The organism is Desulfatitalea alkaliphila (assembly GCF_022968795.1).
In the GTDB taxonomy this organism is placed as follows: domain Bacteria; phylum Desulfobacterota; class Desulfobacteria; order Desulfobacterales; family Desulfosarcinaceae; genus Desulfatitalea; species Desulfatitalea alkaliphila.
The window spans coordinates 1-23,024 of record NZ_JALJRB010000028.1 but is presented as its reverse complement, the minus strand read 5'-3'; the positions used below and the strand labels follow the sequence as shown (position 1 = coordinate 23,024).

Sequence of the window (23,024 nt, the reverse complement as noted above, 5' to 3'; positions counted from 1 at the left end):
GCGCCACCCGACCCGCTGTGTTTTTTCGTCATGCGGGATCCCCATGCCCGCCCCCACCGCCGCATCGGCGCCCTCTCGCCGCTCCTCGAACAGGGCCCAAGGCTTGACATCAACCCATCTTCAGTAATAAAAACAAAATAATGTCGCCAATGTAAAGAAAACTCGACGACTTCCTCAAGCACCGGCTTCGCTCATAAAACCCGATACGGAACAGGCCATCACCATGCCCGACAAACCGACCTATGAAGCGTTGGAAGCACGCCTGCAAAGCTACGATGACCTGTTGCACCGGCTCCTGGACATCACGCCGCTCTCCGTTGCCATCCTGGACCAAGAGGACGGCCGATATCTGATGGTCAATCCGCCCTTCTGCCGCAACACCGGCTATCGCCCGGAAGAGATCATCGGCCGCTCGGCGGAAAATCTCCACCTCTATGTGGACCTCGCCGAGCGCCGTTCGCTGATCGAACAGCTTCGCCGAAACGGCCGTGCCGAACTGGATAATGTGCAATTCCGAGCCAAGGACGGTACCACCTTTTACAATCATCTGTCGGCCCGATCCGTTTCTTTCAACGACCGGCCTTGCGTCCTTGTGGTCACCACCGTCACCGAATCCCTGCGCCGGGCCCACAGTGCCCTGGAGGAGACCGAAAACCGTTTCCGCAGCATTCTGCAGAGCATTACCGAAGCCTATTACGAAGCCGATCTGCACGGCACCATCACCTTCTGCAACGCGGCCGCCGAAAGGATCATAGGCTATCCGCGGGAGGAGCTTTTGGGGTTGAACTACCGCGCCTATGTGACGGCCGACACGGTCGACCGCATCTACCGGGTGTTCAATGAAGTATACCGCACCGGCGGCCCCAGCCGGATGGTCGAATATGCCATCGCCCGCAAGGACGGACGAATCGTTCGGGTGGAAACATCGGCCAGCCTCAAACGGGATCCCTCGGGCCGTGTTGTCGGCTTCTACGGTGTCGTACGGGACCGCACGGACCAGATCGAAGCCCAGGAGGCCCTGCGCCAAAGCGAGGAGAGCTACCGCAGCCTGTTGGCGCTGGCCCCCGACGCCATCACCTTGAGCCGCATGACCGATGGCCGCTATTTGCAGGTCAACGACGCCTTTTGCCGCGACACCCAATACAAGCGGGAAGAGGTCATCGGCCGAACCCCGTCCGATCTGAATCTCTATGTGGATCCGCAAGACCGCAATCGCCTGCTCACCCGCCTGCGCCGGGAAGGAAGGGTGGACGGCATGGAGATCGACTTTCGCATGCGCGACGGCGCCATCGTCACCGACCTGGTCTCCGCCCAACCCCTTCCGTTCCAGGGTGAGGATTGTCTGCTGGTCATCGCCAAGAACATCACCGCCCTGAAAATGATCCAGGAATCACTGCGCCTCAGCGAGGAGAAATACCGCAACGTCCTGGAGACGATGGAGGAAGGCTATTATGAAATCGACCTGAAGGGGCGTTACACCTTTTTCAACGAGGCCTCCCGCCAAATGCACGGATGTCCGGCCGACCGACTGATGGGCAGACACTACCGCGAATATCTGGCCCGGGATGCGGCGCAAGCGGTCAAAGCCGTCTTCCAGGAGATCTATCGCACGGGCGTGCCGGCCACCATCCTGGACCATACCATTCACCGCCCGGATGGTGAGGCGCGCATGGTGGAAATGTCAGCCTATCCGTTGCGTGCCCCGGAGGGGACCATCGTCGGCTTCTGGGGCATCTCCCGCGACCGCACCGAGCGCAAGCAGGCCGAAATGGCCCTGGAAGAGAGCGAAGCCCGCCTGCGCCTGATCTTCAACAATGCCAACGAAGGCATCTACATTCTTCAACAAGGGCGCATCAAGTTTCCCAACCCCCGCATCGCCGCCATCGCCGGGTACACGCCCGACGAATTGGAAGGCAGGTTTTTCGTCGACCTGGTGCACCCCGAAGATCGGGAAAAAGGCTACAGTGACCCGCTGCGCCAACTGGAAGGAGCCCATCGGCCGGGCGTCTTCGCATTCCGCATGCGCAACAAGGCCGGTGAAACACTGTGGGTGGAGTTGAGCACGGTGGGCATCACCTGGGAGGGCGAACCGGCGACCCTCAATTTTCTGCGGGACATCACGCCCCAGAAAAAAATGGAGGCCCAACTGCTGCAGGCCAAGAAAATGGAGGCGGTGGGCACCCTGGCCGGCGGCATCGCCCATGACTTCAACAACCTGTTGATGGGCATCCAGGGCAACGCCTCGCTGATGGTGATGGACAGCGGCCCCGATAATCCCCAATGGGAACACCTCAAGAGCATCGAAGCCTATGTCAAGGCCGGTGCCGACCTGACCAAGCAACTGCTGGGCGCCGCCCGGGGCGGCAAGTACGAAGTGCGGCCCACCGATTTGAATCAACTCGCGGCCGCCGGCGCCGACCTGTTCGGCCGCACCCGCAAGGAGATCACCCTGCACAAGCGGCTCCACCCCGATCTGTGGTCGGTGGAAGTGGACCAGGGCCAGATCGAACAGGTGCTGTTGAATCTGTTCGTCAACGCGGCCCACGCCATGCCCGGCGGCGGCGACCTCTATCTCGAGAGCAGCAACCAGAGCCTGGATGAAGATTATGCCCGGCCCTACGGCATCACCCCGGGCCGCTATGTGAAGCTGTCCGTGACGGATACCGGAGTGGGGATCGATCCCCGGGATCTGAAGCGCATCTTCGACCCCTTCTTCTCGACGCGCCGCCTGGGCCGCGGCACAGGCCTCGGTCTGGCCTCCGCCTACGGCATCGTGGCCAACCATGGCGGCATCATCACCGTTTACAGCGAAACGGGTGCCGGCAGCACCTTCAACATCTATCTGCCGGCATCCAACAAGGCCGTGTCGGCCCGCAAGGACCCGCAAACGGAGATCGTTACCGGCCAGGAGACGGTGCTTCTGGTGGACGACGAGAAGGGAATCCGGGAGATCGGTCTGCTACTGTTGGAAAAGCTGGGCTACAAGGTGATCCTCGCCGCGGGCGGGCAAGAGGCCGTGGATTTGTTCGCCCGCCACAAGGACACCATCGACTTGGTGATGCTGGACATGATCATGCCCGGAATGAGCGGCGGCGAAACCTTCGCCGCCCTGCAACAAATCGATCCCCAGGTAAAAGTACTGCTTTCCAGCGGATACAGCATCAACGGCCAGGCGAAAAGCATCATGGATCAAGGGTGCAAAGGCTTTATCCAGAAACCCTTCGGCATGCAGGAACTCTCGATCAAGCTGCGCGGAATCCTGGACGTTGATGCATAAAAGTCCGGTACGCTTCAGGGAAGCTGGGAGCTGGCTTCGATGACACACTCATCGTCCGGACAGAAGAGGTTCAACCAGATGCCGCGCTTATCGGTCTCGCCCTCCACCATGCCCGCCGGGATGGTGATTTTGCCGTCACCGGTGCTGCATGCGCCCGCGGGACAGGTCACCTCCACCCAAACACCGCTTTGACCGTCCGCCTCGGCGGCTTTGCGTTTGGCCTCGGGAAGGTTGGCGCGCTCGTCTTCGGACAGCAGGCGAACGTTCTGCAAGAACACTTTGACGCGATCACTCTTGATGGTTTGGCTCATTGGGAAACCTCCATGCTTCGGGCGGGGCGCTTAACTTGCTGCATGCAGCAAGCGTGGCCCCGAAGTCGCTTTACTGCATTTCAGCAACGGCCGACGGATGTTGCCGGCCGCTGAACCGCTGGCGTAAACATTTAACCGGATCCCGATGTTGTCAACCACACCTCCGGTACGGAGTGTCTTAAGGGCTCGCAAAACAATAGCTTCCCATTTTATGCATCCCTGCTTCAGGCCGTCTTGGCCCGATCAGCGGATTCAAAATCCTCGGAATAGCTCGCTATGCCTCCGGTTTTGAATCCGCTGATCAAACCAATCCGACCCAAATCCGGGCGCCTAAAATGCGAATCTATTGTTTCGCGAGCCCTAAGGGAAGCGACATGTTTTGCAGGAGACGGAAAAAATAAATGCTCGCGGTTCATTGCTACTCCGCCCGCAACGCTTCCACCGGATCCAGGCGGGCCGCGTGACGCGCGGGCAACACGCCCGCCAGCAACCCAATGGCGGCCGCCAGCAGTTCGGCGGCCAGCACATAGCCCCAGGGGGTGTAGGTGGGCAGGGCCGGCACCAGCAGGCCGAGCAACCAGGCCCCTCCGGCGCCGAGGCCCAGGCCGGCCAGCCCGCCGAGAGCGGCCAGCACCACCGCCTCGCCGATGAACAGGGCCAGGATCTGCCCGCGGCCGGCCCCCAGGGCCCGCAGCAGGCCGATCTCGGCGGTGCGTTCGTGCACGGCGATGGTCATCATGGTCAGAATCCCCACTCCGCCCACCAGCAACGAAATGCCGCCCAAGGCGCCCACCGCCATGGTGAGCACATTGAGCACGGAACCCAGCACCGCCAGCATCTGGTCCTGGGTGATGATGGTCACATCCTCGTCGCCGTGCCGCTCGATCAACAGCCGACGCACCCGTTCGGCCACCTCCGCCGAGTCGCTGCCCTCGCCGAAGAGCAGGTCGATCTGCATCAGGCTGTCGCGATTGAACAGGGACAGGGCACGGCCGGCGGGAATGAACACCGCATCGTCCAGATCGAACCCCAGCAGCTGTCCCTTGCCGGCCATCACCCCCATGACCCGGTAGCGTTCCCCGCCGATGCGCACCGACCTTCCCAGCGGGTTTTGCGCGCCGAACAGCTCGTTCTTGACCTTGTTGCCCAACACCACGAAGGGCCGTGCCACGCGCGGGTCGTCGGCGGGCAAAAATCGGCCCTGGGCCACCTCCATGCGCCACACCCGGGGCACCGCCGTGCCGACGCCCAGCACATAGGTGCGCCGGCTGCGTGTGCCGAATTTGACGGCGGCGTTGCCTTGCACGATGGGCACGGTGGCCACCACCCGCGGCAACCGCTCCAATGCCATGGCGTCGGCGATGGTCAGGGGTCGCACATTGCTGATGACCCCGCCGGAAAACCCGGTGGTGGTGGTCCGGCCCGGCGTGATACCGATCAAATTGGTGCCGAACTGGGTGAACTCCGCCACCACGAAACGATGCACCCCCTCACCCAAAGAGGTGAGCAGCACCACCGCCCCGATCCCCACGGCAATGCCCAGGGCGGTCAGAAAGCTGCGCAACCGATGGCTGAGAACGGCCTGCAGCGATAGCGTGGCGGCATCGCGCAAAAGCATGACAATCGAATCCCTACCCCATCCCCATAAAGCAAATGCTATCCGTCAGCGCCGCGCCAGCGCAGCCACCGGATCCATGCGGGCCGCCCGCCTTGCCGGCAGCACACCGAACACCAGTCCGGTGCCCATGGCCACCCCCGCCGCGGCAATGGGCGCCCAGGTGGGCACGGCCACGGGAAAGTCGGGAAAGAGATGGGCCAGCCCCATACGCCCGGCCGCGGCCAGCAGCAAGCCGACGACGGCGCCCACCATGGACAACATGGCCGCCTCGGCCAGAAAGAGGCGCAACACCTGCCCACCGGGTGCCCCCAGCGCCTTGAGCAGGCCGATCTCGCCGGTGCGCTGGGAGACGGCAATGAGCATCACGTTCATGATCAGAATGCCGGCCACCGCCAGGCTGATGCCGGCAATGCCGGCCACCGCCAGGGTGAGCACCTGGAAGATGCGGTCGAAGGTGGCCAGCATGGCATCCTGGGTGATGACCGTCACATCGTCCTCGCCGTCGTGCCGCTCCCGAATGATATCCAGAACGGCCTGTTGGGCCCTGGCAACGGTCTCCCGGCCGGAGGCCTGGACAAGGATCCGAAACAGTGAATAACGATTGAAAAGCGCCTGGGCGGAGGCCACGGGGATGATGGCGATATCCCCCATGTCCACACCCAGGGACTCCCCCTGCCGGGCCAGGATGCCGATCACCCGGAAACGCCGCTGGCCGATCCGCACAAAAGCCCCCACGGCGGAGGTGTTGCCGAACAGTTCACTTTTCAAAGTGTGGCCCAGCACCACGACGGCGTCGGCCCGATCGGCCTCCCCCTCGGGCAGAAATCGTCCCCGCGCAATGGCGAGGTTGCGCACCTCGTACAGCGATGCCGTGCTGCCCATGACGATCACATCGCGACTGCGGTTGCCGTGGCGCACCGGGGCCGACCCCACCATGATCGGCGCCACCCGACGAATGGTGCTGCTGCGCAAAAGGACCAGGGCGTCGTCCACGGTCAGGTCGCGGGGCGTTTCGCCCATCAGCGGCGGCGGACCGCCCACGGTTTCCGAACGGCCCGGCAGTACGATCAACAGGTGAGTTCCCAGGGAGGTGAACTGCCCGGCCACATAGCGCCGCGCCCCCTCGCCCAGGGCGGTGAGCAGCACCACGGCGGCCACGCCGATGGCCATGGCCAGCAACATCAGACCGGTGCGCAGGGGATAGCCGGTCAGCGCCCGGAAGCAGAATCTACCGAGGTCCGTGGCCTTCATCCGCCACCCCCCGAATCTTCCACGATACGGCCGTCCTGCATGCGCACCTGGCGCCGGGTGCGCCCACCCAACTCCGGATCGTGGGTCACCATGACCACCGTCATGCCCTCCTGGTTGAGGGCCTCGATGGTCTGGATCACCTCCTGGCCCGAGGCGCGATCCAGGTTGCCGGTGGGTTCGTCGGCCAACACCAGGGCCGGGCGCAAAATGGTGGCCCGGGCGATGGCCACCCGTTGCCGCTGCCCGCCGGAGAGTTGATCGGGACGGTGACGGGCGCGGTCGGTCAATCCCAGGCGCGCCAAGGCGGCGGCCACCCGGGCTTTGCGCTCGGCCGGCGCGATGCCGGCCAAGGTCATGGGCAGTTCCACATTCTCGGCGGCGGTCAGGCGGGGCACCAGGTGAAAGAATTGAAAGATGAAACCGATCTGATGGCGGCGCAGGGCGGCCTGTTGGCGGTCGTTCAAGGCGGTGGTGTCCCGCCCCTCCAATAAATAGGTGCCGGCATCCGGCCGGTCCAGCAGCCCCAAGATGTTCAACAGCGTTGATTTGCCCGACCCGGAAGGGCCCATGATGGACAGATACTCGCCGGTCGCAATGGTCAGGTTGACCCGACGCAGGGCATGGACTCGCTCGTCTCCGACCGTGAAAGCGCGCTCGATTGCCGTCAAACGGATCACGGTCGCTCCTCCAAGCGCCGGGCGGCGGCCTGATCCCGCACATCGGGGTGATCCACGTTGACCACCACCCACTCGCCGGGCGACACGCCGGCCGTCACCTCGGTCCAATCCCAATTGGAAAGACCCGTCCGGACCTCCCGCGCCTCGAGCCGTCCGGGATCGGCACGGAACACGAAAACCCGGCGCCCCTCCAACACCGCCTCGGTGGGCACCCGCACCACATCGCGGCGCACCTCCAGGATCACCTCGATGTCGGCGCTGTAACCGGCCAACAACTGTTCCAAGTCCTCCGGCCGGTCGAAGGCCGCCTCCACCTCCACCGTGCGGGCTTGCCGTTCGATATCCAGCACATAGTCGGCGATGCGTTGCACACGCCCCTGGAAGCGTTGACCGCGAAACGCGTCGATGGTCAGCCGCACCGGCATGCCGACGGCGATGCCGGCCGCGTCCACCTCGTCGATGGGCGCAGCGACGTAAAAACAGGTGTTTTCCAGGATGTCGATCACCGGCGGGGTGGCGATGCCGATGGGTGAAGGCGTGACGAACTCGAACAGCTCGCCGGTGATTTCGGCGATCACCCCGTCAAAGGGGGCCGTCAGGCGAGTACGCGCGATATTGGCGCGCGCCACCGCCACCTTGGCCGCCAGCACCTGCGTTTCGGTGCGCCGCGCATCGCATTCGGCCGACAGGGCGGTGGCTTCGGCCACCGTGTTTTCGACACGCTCTTCGCTGACCACGTCGGCTTTGCGCAATTGCACCAGGCGATCGGCATTGCGCTGCGCCACCTCCGCCTTGAGGCAGGCGGCCCGGGCCCGGCTCTGCGCCGCTTCCGCCTCCCGCTCCGCCAGCACGGCCTGGGCCTTGAGATCGTCGTTCCACAACTCCAGCAGCACTTGATCCCGTTCAACCCGATCCCCCTTGTGGACGGGCAAATAGGCGATTTGCCCCCCCACGCTGGGCGACAGCTTGGCCCGGCGGCATGCCTTGATGGTCCCCGCACGGGTGTTGGCCACCGTGCGCTCCACAGTCCCCAAATCCACTTGCCGCACCGCCACCGCCACCGGTTCGGGACGGGTGGTCCACCAAATCAGGAAAATGGCGGCGGCGATCATCAGCAGCAGAAGGACCCATCGCGCTAAACGTCGCAACCTCGCCTCCTTTGTTTTGTGTCAGGATGCGGGCAAAATACCACAGCGCGTATTCCATGCGCAAAGGAAAAGCGGCGGCAAAGGATACACGGTCCGGAAAGGGCCGGATGCCCCCCGGACCGTGATTCAAAGGTTCATGGTTACGGGACCTTATTGCTCTTCCCAACGAATGCACTCCACCGGGCAGGTTTCGATGGCCTCCTCGATACAATCCGCGGAACCGCCATCGGGCAAGATCACCTCGGCTTTCTGTTCGTTTTCGTTGAAAGTGAACACCTCGGCGCAAAGCTCTACGCACGACTCGCAGCCGATGCACTCATCACTGTCGATCACAATCACTTTAGCCATTTTGAATCCTCCTTTTGTCGGCATAGCCAACCGGCGCCGGACCTTCAAGATCTAAAATGGTCCGCTGAAGACATTGGACCCCGGCGCCGGATCGTATTTGCTGTTCAAAAAGCCAATGGCAACAATATAGGAACGATCCGCCCGGAAGGCCAACCCCCGATATCGCCTTACCACCCTCTTGTCCTATATCCGCCAAATGGGCTATGGTCTGCGCGGAAAAATGGCGCCGAGACCTCAAGATCCTACCTGCAAGGACCGATAAGGTTGCATCACCCTATTACAAGGAGCGGCCAATGACAGCCAACAATCGCGTTTTCCTCGAAATTCTGGAGTGGTTCGACGATTCGGGCCAAACCCTGGTGCACCGTCTGCCCGAACAAGGATCGGGGGAAATCAAGTTCGGAGCCCAACTGACCGTACGCGAGAGCCAGGTCGGTGTCTTCTTTTATAAAGGCAAGGCCGTGGAGGCCTTCGGCCCGGGGCGCCACACCCTGATCACGGCCAACATCCCCATCCTGACCAAGATCGCCAGCATCCCCTGGGGCATGACCAGCCCCCTGCGCGCCGAAATGTATTTCGTGAACATGAAGGTGTTCACCAACCTCAAGTGGGGCACCCGGGATCCCGTGGCTTTCAAGGACAGCGAGCTGGGGTTGATCCGGCTGCGGGCCTTCGGCGTGTTCAACATGCAGGTGGTGCAGCCCGTGCTGTTCATCAACCGCATGGTGGGCACCCAGGGCATCTTCACCACCGAGGCCGTGGAAGAGTATCTCAACCGGGTGATCGTTTCGCGCTTCAACGACTACATGGGCGAAACCATCGACTCGATGATTCATTTGCCCGCCCAGTACGACGAGTTTTCCGAGGGACTGGCCGCCCGGTTGCAGGAGGACTTCTCCCACTTCGGTCTGGCCCTGACCCATCTGTACACCAATTCGGTGACCCCGCCGCCCGAGGTACAGCAGGCCATCGATGACCGCAGCCGCATGGGCGTCTTCAACGACATGAACAAGTTGATGCAGATGAAAGCCGCCATGGCCATGGAAAAGGCTTCCGAGGGCGAAACCGGGGCGCAAGGCATGGGTGCCGGGCTGGGGCTGATGATGCCGGCCATGCTGGCCCAATACTTCGCCCACCCTCTGGCCCAGGGGCGCACCGGCGCCGCACCGGCGGCTCCGGCCGGCGACGCCCAATGCCCTGAGTGTCGACAATCGATCCCCGTGGACGCCAAGTTCTGCCCCATGTGCGGCCACCAGCAACTGGTGTTCCAGCAATGCGCCCAGTGCGGCAAGAACCTGGCCCCCGGCGCCCTTTTCTGCTCCCGCTGCGGCGCCAAGGCGGAAGAGAAGCCGCAACCCAAAATATGCGCCAAGTGCGGCGCCGAAAACCTGCCCGACGCAAAATTCTGCAATGCGTGCGGCGAGAAGTATTGATACCGGCAACTGAATTCCGCGCAGGAGCGGCATGACGACTTTCAAAATCGAGCACCAGTGCCCCCAATGCGGTGCGCCGGCGGAGCTGACCGAGACCGACCGGTTGGTGCAGTGCGGGTTCTGTCGGGTCAAGTCCTACCTGCATGCGCCCGCCGGGGTGTTCCGTTATCTGTTACCGGATCGCGCGCCGGCCGGAACGGAATTGATTTACGTGCCCTACTGGCGCTTCAAGGGAATGTGCTTCTCCTGCTATCCGGGCGGCATGGACAAACGGTTCGCCGATGTCACCCGCCAGGCCATCGCCACCCACCACTTTCCCGTGCATCTCGGGTTTCGCAGTCAGACCCAGAAGTTGCGCTTTGCCGTCGGACGCCCGGAAGGGGTGTTTCTCAAGCCGCGCCTTTCCAAAACGGATCTTGTCGCGGAACTCAATCAACGCTTCCGGGCCAACCTACGCAAGCCGGTGCTTCACCAGGCCCAAATCGGCGAAACCCTCAGTCTGCTCTACGCCCCCTTTTATTTGAAAGAGCGGTTGATGGACGCCGTTTTGAACGAACCGGTGCCCACCGGTTCGGCGGAAGGGGTGGCGCCCTTTCTCGACGACCATGAGCCGCCTAAATGGCCCATCGACTTTATTGCCACGCTCTGCCCCCAATGCGGCTGGGACCTGCACGGCACCAGCGACGCCCTGGCCCTGACCTGCGACAACTGCCAAACGGTCTGGTGGGCCCGCAAAGGTCGCCTGGAACGCTTGCCCACCCATTTCGTGGCAGGAGAAACGCAAGACAATGTTTACATGCCCTTCTGGCGCATCCAGGCCGATGTGACCGGTGTGGCCCTGAAAAGCTATGCCGATCTGATCCGGGTGGCCAACCTGCCCAAGGTGGCACAGCCGGGCATGGACACACAGCCCTTCTATTTCTGGACCCCGGCCTTCAAGGTCCGCCCCCACCGCTTTCTCTCTTTCGGCGCCCATGTCACCGCTGCCCAGCCCGCCGCGGAACAAACCGCCGGTTATCCACCCCGGTCCGCCACCGTCCACGGCGTCAACCTGTCGATTCAGGAGGCGGTGGAAAGCCTAAAGCTGCTCCTGGCCGTTTTCGTGCGGCCGCGCAAGCGTCTGGAAGAGGTGCTGCAAACCATGCAGATCAAGGCCCGCCGCTATCGCCTGGTCTACCTGCCCTTCGAAGAAGGCCACCACGAATGGATCCACCGCGACATGCTGCTGGCCATCAACAAGAACCTGTTGAGCCATGCCCGCCGGATGTAGATGGTCGATCTCTTCTCTCCGGCACCCTCTCGACCAAAACCATCGGGCATAGGCCCCCAAGACCGAAGAGGATGAAAGTGTGCCCCTAACGACGGACCTGTCGTCTTGAATCCACTGCTGTTCGGGTAAAAGCCGCCTGTTGGGCGCAATTCTTCCTTGAAAGAGACCCACTGTTCACCTGATATGCACATATGTACGTCAATGCCGTACAATCCGATCCCTTGACAGCATCCATCCTCCTGTAATTTAAGTGTTAACAAAATTCAAACGAAACATTCTATTGCCATTCCCCCATGATTGTAATCCGCACTCCGATGGTGTAAATTGAATCCTGCGTTGTATCCATCCACCATACAGCAAGATGAACACCATGGCGGTCAACACTCAACGGATTCAAACCACGCCGTCGGCCTACAACCACAGGAGGTTTTCAGTATGCAAAGTCAAATCCATTCGGCCCTCGAATTGTCTTTCGCACCGGTGGCCGTTGTGCGCACCAACGACAAACCGGAAAACGCCCGGCAGTTCAAGGAACGGCGCTGGGGTTGTGTAATGTTCATGCTGGCCGCGGCGGCCGCCCAAGGCGCCCAAGCCGTCTTCGACCGCAGCACCTACGGCTGCTGGGGCGGAGGCGTGGGCCTGGGTTTCGGCAACCAGTATAAAAACTTTCCCGGCGGGGAAGATGGGTTCTGCCACTTTCTCTCCATCGGCAACGCGCAGTCGGAAAGCGGCCGGCAAGTGGGGGAGCAGATCAAACCCCACTTCGGCGAAGACTTTTATGACGACTTCATGCAAGGCGAACGCTACCAGCAGTCCCCCCAGCGGGTGCGGCAGTTCATCGATGAGCTGCCCATCGTCGACAATCCGGAAACCTACGTGGTGTTCAAGCCCCTGGAACAAATCGCCGCCGACGCGCCGTCCCCCGAGGTGGTGGTTTTTCTCGGGGACATGGATCAGATCGCCGGCCTGACCATCCTGGCCAACTACCACCGCCCGACCAACGACAACGTGATCTTCCCTTATGCCGCCGGCTGTCAGTCCATCGGCATCCACCCCTTTGCCGAAGCACAGCGGGAGCAACCCCGGGCCGTTTTGGGCCTCAACGACATCTCGGCACGGCTGGCCCTCAAGCGCATCCTGAAAAAGGATGTGCTCAGCTTCGCCGTTCCCTATCGGCTCTTTCAGGAAATGGAGGCCAATGTGGCCGGGTCGTTCATCGAGCGCAACACCTGGCGCCAACTGCGCGCACTGACGAAAAAGGAGAGCGGCAAGTGAACCCCAATGGCAGCATGGACACTTTTTTCAACCCCCGCGGCGTGGCCGTGGTCGGGGCGAGCACCAAGAACCTGGGGCATCACGTGGTGCTGAACCTCGTCAACGGCTTCCAGGGCGGCATCTACCCCATCAACTCCAACTACAACGAGATCGAAGGCCTGACCTGCTACGCCGCCGTCACGGAGATCGACGGCCCCGTGGACCTGGCCATCGTCATCGTCCCGGCCGGGGCGGTACCCGGCGTGCTGGAAGCCTGTGCCGCCAAGGGCATTTTGCATGTGATCATCGAAAGCGCCGGCTTCTCCGAAACCGGCCCCGAGGGCATCGCCCTGCAGGCGCGTTGCGACACCATCGCCCGCGCTGCCGGCATGCGGCTCTGGGGCCCCAACTGCATGGGGCTGGTGGACCTTCCCAATCAACGCTTTTTCACCTTCATGCATCCGGCCATCCGCCGGGAGGGACTGCTGCCGGGGCGCATCTCCCTGATCGTCCAGAGCGGTATGATGTCGGCCATTTTTCTGGCCGAGCTGGGCCGGCGGGGCATCGGTGTGGCCAAGGCCTGTTCCATCGGCAACCGGACCGATGTGGACGAGTGTGACATCCTCGAATATCTGCTCCAGGACGAACAGACCGATGTCGTCGCCCTCTACCTGGAATCGATGCCCCGCGGCCGACGCTTCGCCCGCATGGCGCGCCAGGCGGCCAAGCCCATCGTGCTGCTCAATGGCGGCCAGAGCCGGGCCGGCGCCACGGCCGCCATGAGCCACACTTACAGTCTGGCCGGCAACGCACGTCTGCTGAACAGCGTGCTCGTTCAGGCCGGGGTGACCATGGCCGAGGGTATCTTCCAGATGATGGACATGGCCCACACCCTCTCCATGATTCCCCACATGAACCCGGCCGGCCGAACGGCCATTCTCACCCTCAGCGGCGGCGCCGGCATCCTGATGTGCGACGCACTGGAGATAAACGGTATTCCCATCGCCGACCTCTCCGAAGAGACCCGGCGCAAGGTAGGCGAGATCTTCCCCCCCTGGATGCCGGTGGCCAACCCCATCGATCTTTTCCCCGCCGTGGCCCGCAACGGCCGCCGCGTCGCCTTTCAAGGCGCGTTCAGCGGCGCCTTGGCAGACCCCGGGGTGGACGCCCTGGTGATTCACTTCGTCGCCGGTTTGGAAGCCGACATGCCCGACTTCCAGGACTTGCAGGCCCGCGCCCGCAAGGACGGGAAAGTGCTGATGTTCTGGCTCATGGGGCGGCGCGAAGGCAGCCGGACCTTTCGTGACAAGGCCCGGGCGGCCGGCATTCCGGTGCACGACGATGCCCTGCGCATCGGCCAATGCCTGCGGGCCGTGGCCCGATATCAGGCCCACCGCCAAAGCGCGCCCGGCGCCGACACCCCGCCTGCCCAAATCACAGCGGCGCCCTCCTTGCCGATCCACCAACCCGGGATTTGGGACGAGTACGACAGCAAGATGCTGCTGGCCACCCACCACATCCCGGTGGTGACCGAGTTTCTGACCGACTCGTCCGCCGAGGCCGCCATCCTGGCCCGCCGCATCGGCTATCCCGTCGTGCTCAAAGGTCTGGCGCCCGGAGAGGCTCACAAAAGCGAGCGCGGCCTGGTGCGACTCAACATCGGCGCTCCCCACGACCTGGATCGCGCCTACACCGAACTGCGGGACAAGGTGGGCGATAGGGGCCGCGTCCTGATCCAACAGCAGGTGACCGGCGATTATGAACTGATCGCCGGATTTTTGCGCGACCCGCAGTTCGGCCCCTGCGTCATGTTCGGCCTGGGCGGTATCCTGGCCGAGCTGGAACCGGATGTTGTCTTCGAACTGGCCCCGTTGGACAACCAGGCCGCCGTCCAACTGATTCGTGCCATCCGCAACCGCCGCCTGCTCACCGGCTTCCGCGGCAAACCGCCCCTGGATGAAGTCGCCATGGCCGATCTGCTGGTCCGCCTGGGCGACATCGGCACCCGCTGCCCGTCGATCTCCCAGATCGACATCAATCCATTGTTGATTACCAAGGGCACCCCCGTAGCAGTGGATGCCACCGTTATCATGGAAGGGGCATAGTCGGTTCGCTGCGATACCCATACCGATTTCGATTTCCAATGGGGCAAGCCCCAACCCGGGTTTTGTAAATGACCATTTCCTGATGGCCTGAATTACGCTATTCGTTTACAAAATGAATCATTTTTGATTAAATGATTCCGCGACACACAATTTCAGACGATTTATATAACCAAACCCAACTGCGGCTTGTACCATCCATCCGTCGGCCATGGCGCCGGCGGTTTTTGCAACCGCGCACCCAGACCGTCAGAGGAGGCAGCAACCATGACAGACACTTGGTCCACCCCGTACTGGCCGGAGGGCGTCCCCCACGACATCGAAGGATACAACAAGCCGCTGTTCAGCATACTGGACGATGCGGCGCGCGACTACCCGGATCATACCTTCACCATATTCAACGGCGGCACCCGCACCTTCACCCGGGTCAAGGAGACCGCCGACCGGGTGGCCAACTTCCTGGCCGGCAAGGGTATCGGCAAGGGGGATCGGGTGGCCATCTTCCTGCCCAACCTGCCCCACTACCCGGAGATCTACTTCGGCATCCTCAAGGCCGGCGCCGTCTGCGTCACCTGCAACCCGCTCTACACCGCCAAGGAACTGAACATGCAGTTGCGGGATTCGGGCGCCAAAGCGGTCTTTTGCATGGACCACCCCGAATTCTACCCCCTTACCGTACAGGCCATAAAAAAGACCGATGTGGCCACCGTGGTGGTGTGCAACGTCAAATCGTACCTGCCCTTTCTGATGGGCTTCATGGGCGGATTGCTGGGCAAAATCCCCAAGGCCGCCTCACACGAACCGGGCCACATCATGTATGACGAAATGGTGCGCAACGCCCGTCCGGAGGCGCCCGCGGTGACCATCGACCCCATGCAGGACCTGGCCCTGATCATCTACACCGGCGGCACCACCGGGGTGCCCAAGGGGGCCAGTCTCACCCACGCCAATTTCGTCCACAACGTCATGGCGGCCCACGCCTGGACCCGAATTCCCCATGAGCCCAACGGGCCGGCGGAGAATTTGCGCAAGGGCGGATATCACACGTATCTGGGCGTGCTGCCCTGGTATCACAGTTTCGGCATGACCCTGGTCATGCTCTGGTCGACCTACACCGGCAGCAAGCTGGTGTGCATCCCCAACCCCCGGGACGGCGACCCGCCCTTCACCGTGGTGCTCGAGGCGGTGCAAAAGTACAAAACCACGGTGATGGCCGCGGTACCGACCATCTTCATCGCCTTTACCAACCACCCGCTGCTCAAGAACTATGATCTCTCGTCCCTGATGGCCTGCGGCTCCGGCGGCGCCCCGCTGCCGGTTGAGGCGGCCAAACAGTTCGAGGCCAAAACCGGCGCCATCATTTTCGAAGGCTACGGCCTGAGCGAAACCGCTCCCCTGGCGGCCTTGAACCCCTGTAACACCGAAACCCGCAAATTCGGCTCGGTGGGTTTTCCGGTGCCCGGCACCGATGTGAAGATCGTGGACTTGGATACGGGCACGACACCGCTGCCCCAGGGCGAGGACGGCGAAATCGCCATCAGCGGCCCGCAGGTGATGGCCGGCTATTGGCAAAAACCGGAAGAAAACGAGAAGGTGTTCCGGCAGATCGAAGGGCGGCGTTATTTTCTGACCGGCGACATCGGCAACATCGATGGCGACGGCTACGTCACCATCACCGACCGCAAAAAGGACATGATTCTGGTGGGCGGCTTCAACTGCTATCCACGGGAAGTGGAAGAGGTGCTCTACGAGCATCCCGCCGTGGCCATCGCGGCGGTGGTAGGTCTCCCCGACCCCAAGAGCGGCGAGTCGGTCAGGGCCTATGTCCAGCTCAAGCCGGGCGAGACGGCCACCGAAGAGGAGTTGCTGGCCTTCTGCAAAGAGCGCCTGGCGGGCTACAAACGGCCGCGGAGCATCGAGTTCCGCGAAGCTTTGCCTGTTTCCCAAATCGGCAAAGTGCTCCGGCGCGTGTTGCGCGATGAAGAACTGAAGAAGTAATCCACCCGCGAGAGGAGATTTCCGGGGGCTTCGGGAGATCCACCCGGCCCCCGGCCTTTTCCGTCCTATCGAAAAACTTCTTGGCGTGCGTCCTCGCAGCCCTGCCTATTTGCGCCAGAACTCCGGCACAAGCAGAATCAACAGAGTGTAAATTTCCAGCCGCCCCAACAACATGCACCAGATGAGCAGCCATTTGCCCAGGAAGGGTATCTGGGCGTAGTTTTCCACCGGTCCCACCAGGCCGAAGCCGGGGCCGATGTTGCCGATGGTGGCGGCCACGGCGCCGATGGCGGTGACAAAGTCCACGCCCAACCCGGCCAGGACGATGGTGGTGAGAGCGAACAGGGAGATGTAGAGGGCCAGGAATCCCAGCACACTGCGGATCACGTCCGGCGGAACGGTGCGGCCGCCCAGCTTGATGGTGGTCACCGCCCGGGGGTGCACCAGGCTGAACAGCTCTTTGTAGCAAAACTTGATACAGATAATCACGCGCAGGATTTTCATGCCGCCGGCGGTGGAGCCGGCACAGCCGCCCAGGAACATGCAGGCCAGCAAGATCAACTGGGACATGGCGGGCCACTGTTGGTAGTCGGCGGTGGCGAAGCCGGTGGTGGTGACGATGGAGACCACCTGGAAGGCGCCATGGCGCAGCGCCTCGCCGGCGTGGCGAAACACGGCGGCGGCATGGAGATCGGCGCTGACCACCAGCACCAGGACCGCGACGATGGCCAGGAAGAAACGGCACTCCCCGTCGCGCCAGAAGGCCAGGGGGCGCCCGCGCAGCATCTGGTAGTGCAAGGAGAAGTTGATGCCCGCCAGCACCATGAAAAACAGGATCACCAGCTCGATGTAGAGGCTGTCGAAGTGGGCGACGGAACGGTTCCAGATGGAAAATCCGCCGGTGGGCAGCGTGGTGAAGGCGTGGCACAAAGCATCGAAGAAGGTGAGCCCGCCGAACATAAGCAGCACCACCTCCAGGGCCGTGAAAAGGGCATAAACCTGCCACAAGATCTTGGCGGTGTCACGGATGCGCGGTTTGAGCTTGTCGGGCACGGGAGTGGGCACTTCGGCCTTGTAGAGCTGCATGCCGCCGACGCCGAGGAAGGGCAGGATGGCGATGGAAAGCACGATGATGCCCATGCCGCCGAGCCACTGGATCAGGCTGCGCCATAGCAGCAGACCCGGCGGCAGGGCCTCGATGTCGTCGAGGATGGAGGCACCGGTGGTGGAGAAGCCGCTGACCGATTCGAAGACGGCGTCCACGACGGACCAGTGATCGCCGGCCAGGAAGAACGGCAGGGCGCCGAAAAAACCCACCGCCGTCCACCCCAGGGCCACGATGGCCATGCCCTCCTCCTGCCCGATGGCCGCGACGCCGGGTCCGCGAAACAACAGCATCAGCACGAGGCCGGCGCCCAGGGTGGCCGCCAAGGAATAGAGCAGGGGGCGCACGCCGGCGTCCTGGTAGAAAAAGCTGAAACCAATGGGCAGCAGCATGGTGAGCCCGAAGAAGAACAACAGCGCGCCTTCGGTGTAAAGAATGTAGCGCCAGCGCATCAGAAGTACTCCAACTTGACCGCCAGCAACTTTTCGATGGCCCCGATGGCGCGGCGCTGGGCGAAGATGATCACCCGGTCGTCGGGCTGGATCACGCTGTCGCCGGTGGGGATGATCACCTGGTCACCGCGGATGATGCTGGCCACGATGGCGCCCTTGGGGAAATGGACCTTTTGGAGCGGTTTGCCGACGATATCGGAGGTTTCCAGGGCCACCACCTCCAGCGCTTCGGCCTGCTCCCCCTTGAGCGAGATGGCCGAGAGCACCTTGCCGCGACGGATGTGCTGCAAAATGGTGTTGATGGCCGAAAGGCGGGTACTGACCACCTGTTCGATGCCGATGGCCGTCATCAAGGGAAAGTAGCTGAACTTGTTGATCTTGGTAATTGCTTTGCCGGCGCCCATCCGCCGGGCCAACAGGGAGGTGAGGATATTGGTCTCCTCATCGTCTGTGAGGGTGACCACCACATCGATATCGCCGATATGCTCCTCGGTCAGCAGCCCCTGGTCGGAGCCGTCGCCATGCAGCACCACGGCCTTGTTGAGCCGTTCAGCCAATTTGGCGCAGCGTTCCGCATCTTTTTCGATAATCTTACAGTAGATGGAACGGGATTCGAGGTGCCGTGCCAGGCGCATCCCGATGCGCCCGCCGCCGACGATCAGCACCCGCCGGACCGGTTGCGGGCGTTTGTCCAGGGCGGCCAGCAATTCCGGCAAATCCGGCTCCTCGCTGATGAAATAGACCAGATCGCCGGCCTGCAAACGGTCCGGCCCGCGGGGAATGATCACCTTCTCTTCCCGCACCACGGCCACAATCAACAAGCGCCGATGGCCCAACATGTCGGGCAGATCCATCAGGCGCGCCCCTGCCAGGCGGGCATCGGGATCCAGGTAGACCCCCACGAACTTGAGGCGCCCTTCGGCGAATTCGCCCACATCGGCCGCTCCGGGCACACGCATCAACCGCTCGATGGTCTTGACCACCTCCACCTCCGGATTGATCACCGTGTCGATGTGGGGTGCTTGTTGACAGAGGGTTTCGTGGTAGGCATCGAAGTCGGCACCCCGGAGGCGGGCCAGTTTCTTGGTGGCCGGCGACAGGATATCGGCCATCAGGCATGCCACCAGGTTGGTTTCGTCCTGGTTGGTGACGGCCAGCATGATTTCGGCCTGCTTGATGCCGGCCTCCTCGAGCACCGTCGGGCTGCTGCCGCTGCCGATCACGGTCTGCACATCCATGCTGTCGGCAACCCGGCGGATGGCGGCGGGATCCCGCTCCACCACCACCACCTCCTTGTTTTCCATGGCCAGACGCCCGGCGATATGGAATCCGACCTCACCGGCCCCCACGATGACGATTTTCAAAACGGAAGTCTCCCCCAGGGTGTATCGCAAGGCCGATACGGCCGTCGCAGCCTTCATGAATCGAATGAAATGCGGTGGGATAGATACTATGGTGCGAGCGGGGGTGTCAAACCGAAATCATCACTGCACAGACGGTGCCCACGGTGATTAGCGCCGCCCAGTCCCGGTAATTCATTTGCCATGGATGGGGTGTGCGCCGGTCGCCGAAAGAGCGAGCCGCCATGGCCAGGGCCAGGCGGTCGGCGGTCAGGAAGGTGCGGCGCAGCAGGGGCAGGGTCATGTACCGCAGACGGCGCAGCGGATTGCGGCGGTTTTTGATGGCCCGGGCGCGCAAAGCATCCGTGGTCTCCTTGGCCTGGGTGAGGATGACGGGAATGAACCGCAGCAGAAGTCCGATCATGGTGCCCACCTGGTGCGCCGTGGGACCGGGAAGGGGACGCAGGAACCACGCCACGGCCGCCCGGATGTGGGCCGAGCGGGTGGTGGCGCAGAGGCTCAGACCGAGCAGGGCAATCAACAGCCAGCGCCAACAGAGCAGCCCCCCGGCCGCCAGTCCCTGGTGGGTAACGGCAAAGCCGCCCCAGGTAATGAGGGGATCGCCCGGGCTGCTGAGGCCCCGCGCCAGCCAGACCATCGCCAGGAGCAGCAGGAAGTAGCGCATCTCGGCCGCGGCCCGCAGGGGGGTCACCCCGGTTTGGTAAAAAGCGCCGGCGGCCAGCACCGTGGCCGGCACCAGACCGGTCGGTCCGGCGGCCAGGGCGGCGGTGCTCAAGGCCATCAGGGCCGCCAGCTTGACGCGGGCGTCCAAGGCGTGCAGTACGGTAAGGCGCTGCCGGAAGCCGAAGGCGCTCAGTTCAGCCATGAGGTCACCGACATTCCCAGCCGCGCCTGGCACGGCAGGCGGACATCGTATTGCTCCACAAGAGGCAACACATCGACCACCGGTCCGTCGGCGGCGATACGGCCCTTGTCCATGATGATCAGCCGCTGGGCATGACCCACCACCTTTTCCAGGTCGTGGGCCGCCAGGAGAATGGTCCGCCCCTGCCCATGCATCGCCACCACCTGGCGCAGCACCTCCCGGATGCCCGGGTAGTCCAGGTTGGCGAAGGGCTCGTCCAGCATCACCACTTCGGGTCCCATGGCCAGTACGCCGGCAATGGCCAAGCGACGGCGCTCGCCGCCCGACAGTAAATGAGGGCTCTCGTCGGCCAAATGGGTCAGCCCCAGTTGATCCATGGCGGCCCGCACGGCGGCGTCGACCGCGTCACAGGACCAGCAGAGATTTTCCGGGCCGAAGGCGATGTCGTCGCGCACCGTTTCGCCGACGATCTGGCTCTCGGCATCCTGAAACACCAAGCCCACCATCCGCCTGGCACGGGCCGGATCGGCGGCGACGGGCACGCCGTCCAGCCAGACCGTGCCGGCCCGGGGCGTCAACAAGCCGTTGAAGTGGCGCAGCAGGGTGCTCTTGCCCGACCCGTTGGGACCGGCCAGCACCACGAATTGGCCCCTGGGGATGGAAAGCGTGATGTCATGGAGGCCACGCCCCGACGGCTTGAACCGGTGGCTGAGCCCTTGGGTGGCGAGGATGGGGTGATGGTGGTCGTGGGGCGGCAAAAGAAAACCTCCGGCCTATGATTGCGGGTTGATGAGCGGCCGCACGGCACGCACGATGGGCACGGCGGCGGCGATCTTCAGCGCATCGCCGGGCAGGAAAGGATAAAAGCCCACGGCCAATGCCTGGGCCGGGGTGATGCCGGCCACCCACTGCAGCCACAATACGCCGGGCAAGTAAATCACCAAAGCCCCCGCCGCCATGGCCAACACCTCCAGGGCTGCCCGGCGCCGTGACCAGCGGGCCAGCAGGCCGGTGACCACGGCGGCGGCCAAAAAGCCGATCAGGTAGCCGCCGGTAGGCCCCAACAGGCGGCCCAGCCCGCCGGTGCCTCCGGCGAACACCGGCAGGCCGCAGGCGCCGGCAAGCAGATAGACCCCCACGCTGACGGCGGCCCACTTGGACCCCAGCAGCACGGCGGCCAACAGCACGAACAGGTTCTGCAACACGATGGGCACCGGTCCCACGGGGATGGCGATAAAGGCCCCCACGGCAATCAGGGCCGCCATCAGGGCGGCATAAACCATCATTCGCAGAGAAACAGCGGTATCCATCGCTTCTGACATGCAGGGTCACCTTGAAGCTGGAAGGCGCGTGGCCTTGGTGTTCGAATCGCCATGAAAACAATCGCCGTAGAGCACTTTCACGTGTCGCCCCGTCTCCGTTTCCACCACCAATGCCCCGTCGGGCGCCACATCCAGAGCCCGCCCCGACACCTTGTCGGTCAGGGTCTGCACCGTCACCATCCGGCCCAGGGTCACCGCCCTGGGCTTCCACTGGTCCACCACCCCGTCCAGGCGATCACCGGCCAGCCGCAGGGCCAAACGTTCCCAGAACCCTTCCAGGATCCGGGCGCGGGAGACGCTGCGGTCTGTGAGGACGGCCACGGCCACGGCAGACGGTTTGACCCCACGGGTGTCGTTATGCACATTGATGCCGATGCCCAGATTGATGAAGTCGATGCGGTCCGGCTCGGCCGCCATCTGGGAAAGGATGCCGGAGAGCTTGCGCCCCTCCACCAGCAGATCGTTGGGCCATTTGAGCTGCACATCAACGGCGTAGAGATCGTGGAGGGTGTCGGCCAGGTCCACTGCGGCGGCCAGATTGACCAGGGGTGCTTCAGCCAGGGCGATGCGCGGCCGCAATACCATGGTGAAGTAAAGGCCGCCGGGTGTGGATTGCCATCGGCGCTGCAACCTGCCCCGCCCCTTGGTCTGGCGCTCGGCCACCACCGTGGTGAAGGCCGGGCACCCCTTGCGCGCCAGGGTCATGGCGGCGTCCATGGTGGACGGCAATTCCAGGTGGTAGTGCACCAGGGGTCCGCGGTCGCCCATCACCCAGGGAAAAGGGGCGTCGGGTGCCCGGACCAGGCGATACCCCTTGGGGGTGGTTTCGATGAGATAGCCCACCTCCTGCAATTGCCGCATGTGTTTCCAGACCGCAACCCGGGAGACCCCCAGGCGTTTGCTGAGCCGTTCTCCTGAAGCTGGGGTATCGGCCTGTTGCAGATGCGCAAGGATTTTGGCTTTCATGGTTAGCCTTTAGCACCTTTCGTTAACCGTTACGTTTCGCATGGTTTACAAATTATGAGAGGCAGTGTCAATGGGGATCGCGCTTGAAATGGATCCCCCCACCGCAATAATGGTTTTTTTGAAATCGAAATCGGAATCGGGATCGAAATCGATTTCGTATGAATGTGAATGTAAAATAGGAAATCCGATCTTTGTTGAATAACGCGAATGGTGAGGAGATACGTATCGTGCGTTGAACCACCGCCGGCGGGTGGGCCGGGGAGAGT

18 protein-coding genes are annotated in these 23,024 nt (G+C 63.0%); 6 read left to right on the top strand and 12 right to left on the bottom strand.

The window, feature by feature from the left end:
- Positions 1-223 precede the first annotated feature (223 nt).
- Positions 224-3,277, top strand: a complete 3,054-nt coding sequence (locus MRX98_RS18320) for a PAS domain S-box protein (protein ID WP_246913465.1) — start codon at positions 224-226, stop codon at positions 3,275-3,277.
- A gap of 14 nt (positions 3,278-3,291) precedes the next feature.
- On the opposite strand, the gene MRX98_RS18315 is transcribed toward MRX98_RS18320, so the two are convergent.
- The 6 genes from MRX98_RS18315 to MRX98_RS18290 all read right to left on the bottom strand — a co-directional run bounded on the left by MRX98_RS18315 (position 3,292) and on the right by MRX98_RS18290 (position 8,630).
- Complete coding sequence (locus MRX98_RS18315) at positions 3,292-3,588, bottom strand: hypothetical protein (RefSeq protein WP_246913463.1); 297 nt, start codon at positions 3,586-3,588, stop codon at positions 3,292-3,294.
- A gap of 418 nt (positions 3,589-4,006) precedes the next feature.
- Entirely contained in the window at positions 4,007-5,206 is a 1,200-nt protein-coding gene (locus MRX98_RS18310) for an ABC transporter permease (RefSeq protein ID WP_246913454.1), read from the bottom strand.
- Between the two features lie 45 nt (positions 5,207-5,251).
- Complete coding sequence (locus MRX98_RS18305) at positions 5,252-6,457, bottom strand: ABC transporter permease (RefSeq protein WP_246913453.1); 1,206 nt, start codon at positions 6,455-6,457, stop codon at positions 5,252-5,254.
- Positions 6,454-7,134 (bottom strand): ABC transporter ATP-binding protein, encoded by a 681-nt coding sequence (locus MRX98_RS18300; protein WP_246913451.1) that lies wholly within the window; start codon positions 7,132-7,134, stop codon positions 6,454-6,456. Before MRX98_RS18300 ends, MRX98_RS18305 begins: the two co-directional genes overlap by 4 nt.
- Positions 7,131-8,282, bottom strand: a complete 1,152-nt coding sequence (locus MRX98_RS18295) for an efflux RND transporter periplasmic adaptor subunit (protein WP_246913449.1) — start codon at positions 8,280-8,282, stop codon at positions 7,131-7,133. Before MRX98_RS18295 ends, MRX98_RS18300 begins: the two co-directional genes overlap by 4 nt.
- A 150-nt stretch (positions 8,283-8,432) precedes the next feature.
- Positions 8,433-8,630, bottom strand: coding sequence for a ferredoxin (locus MRX98_RS18290; RefSeq protein WP_246913447.1), 198 nt, complete (start codon positions 8,628-8,630; stop codon positions 8,433-8,435).
- A gap of 293 nt (positions 8,631-8,923) precedes the next feature.
- Between MRX98_RS18290 and MRX98_RS18285 the strand changes: the two genes are divergently transcribed.
- From MRX98_RS18285 to MRX98_RS18265, 5 genes are all read left to right on the top strand, one after another.
- Positions 8,924-10,063, top strand: coding sequence for an SPFH domain-containing protein (locus tag MRX98_RS18285; RefSeq protein ID WP_246913444.1), 1,140 nt, complete (start codon positions 8,924-8,926; stop codon positions 10,061-10,063).
- A 31-nt stretch (positions 10,064-10,094) separates the two neighbouring features.
- Positions 10,095-11,333: a hypothetical protein gene (locus tag MRX98_RS18280; RefSeq protein ID WP_246913442.1), complete on the top strand. Its 1,239-nt coding sequence runs from the start codon at positions 10,095-10,097 to the stop codon at positions 11,331-11,333.
- Positions 11,334-11,768: 435 nt separating this feature from the next.
- Positions 11,769-12,608, top strand: a complete 840-nt coding sequence (locus MRX98_RS18275) for a DUF169 domain-containing protein (protein WP_246913440.1) — start codon at positions 11,769-11,771, stop codon at positions 12,606-12,608.
- Complete coding sequence (locus tag MRX98_RS18270) at positions 12,605-14,692, top strand: acetate--CoA ligase family protein (protein ID WP_246913438.1); 2,088 nt, start codon at positions 12,605-12,607, stop codon at positions 14,690-14,692. The genes MRX98_RS18275 and MRX98_RS18270 overlap by 4 nt, the downstream gene beginning before the upstream one ends.
- A 264-nt stretch (positions 14,693-14,956) precedes the next feature.
- Complete coding sequence (locus tag MRX98_RS18265) at positions 14,957-16,687, top strand: long-chain-fatty-acid--CoA ligase (protein WP_246913436.1); 1,731 nt, start codon at positions 14,957-14,959, stop codon at positions 16,685-16,687.
- Between the two features lie 105 nt (positions 16,688-16,792).
- On the opposite strand, the gene MRX98_RS18260 is transcribed toward MRX98_RS18265, so the two are convergent.
- The 6 genes from MRX98_RS18260 to MRX98_RS18235 all read right to left on the bottom strand — a co-directional run bounded on the left by MRX98_RS18260 (position 16,793) and on the right by MRX98_RS18235 (position 22,758).
- On the bottom strand, positions 16,793-18,244 hold the full coding sequence (locus MRX98_RS18260; RefSeq protein ID WP_246913434.1) for a TrkH family potassium uptake protein: 1,452 nt from the start codon (positions 18,242-18,244) through the stop codon (positions 16,793-16,795).
- Entirely contained in the window at positions 18,244-19,608 is a 1,365-nt protein-coding gene (gene trkA / locus MRX98_RS18255) for a Trk system potassium transporter TrkA (protein ID WP_246913432.1), read from the bottom strand. The genes MRX98_RS18260 and trkA overlap by 1 nt, the downstream gene beginning before the upstream one ends.
- Before the next feature lie 106 nt (positions 19,609-19,714).
- Positions 19,715-20,470: an energy-coupling factor transporter transmembrane component T family protein gene (locus MRX98_RS18250; protein WP_246913430.1), complete on the bottom strand. Its 756-nt coding sequence runs from the start codon at positions 20,468-20,470 to the stop codon at positions 19,715-19,717.
- Entirely contained in the window at positions 20,458-21,228 is a 771-nt protein-coding gene (locus tag MRX98_RS18245; protein WP_246913428.1) for an energy-coupling factor ABC transporter ATP-binding protein, read from the bottom strand. Before MRX98_RS18245 ends, MRX98_RS18250 begins: the two co-directional genes overlap by 13 nt.
- A gap of 15 nt (positions 21,229-21,243) precedes the next feature.
- A complete protein-coding gene (locus tag MRX98_RS18240; protein ID WP_246913426.1) occupies positions 21,244-21,792 on the bottom strand; it encodes a biotin transporter BioY in 549 nt (182 codons plus the stop codon).
- Positions 21,793-21,798: 6 nt separating this feature from the next.
- Positions 21,799-22,758 carry a biotin--[acetyl-CoA-carboxylase] ligase gene (locus tag MRX98_RS18235; RefSeq protein ID WP_246913424.1) on the bottom strand — a complete coding sequence of 320 codons (960 nt, stop codon included), beginning with the start codon at positions 22,756-22,758 and terminating at the stop codon, positions 21,799-21,801.
- Between the last annotated feature and the right edge of the window lie 266 nt (positions 22,759-23,024).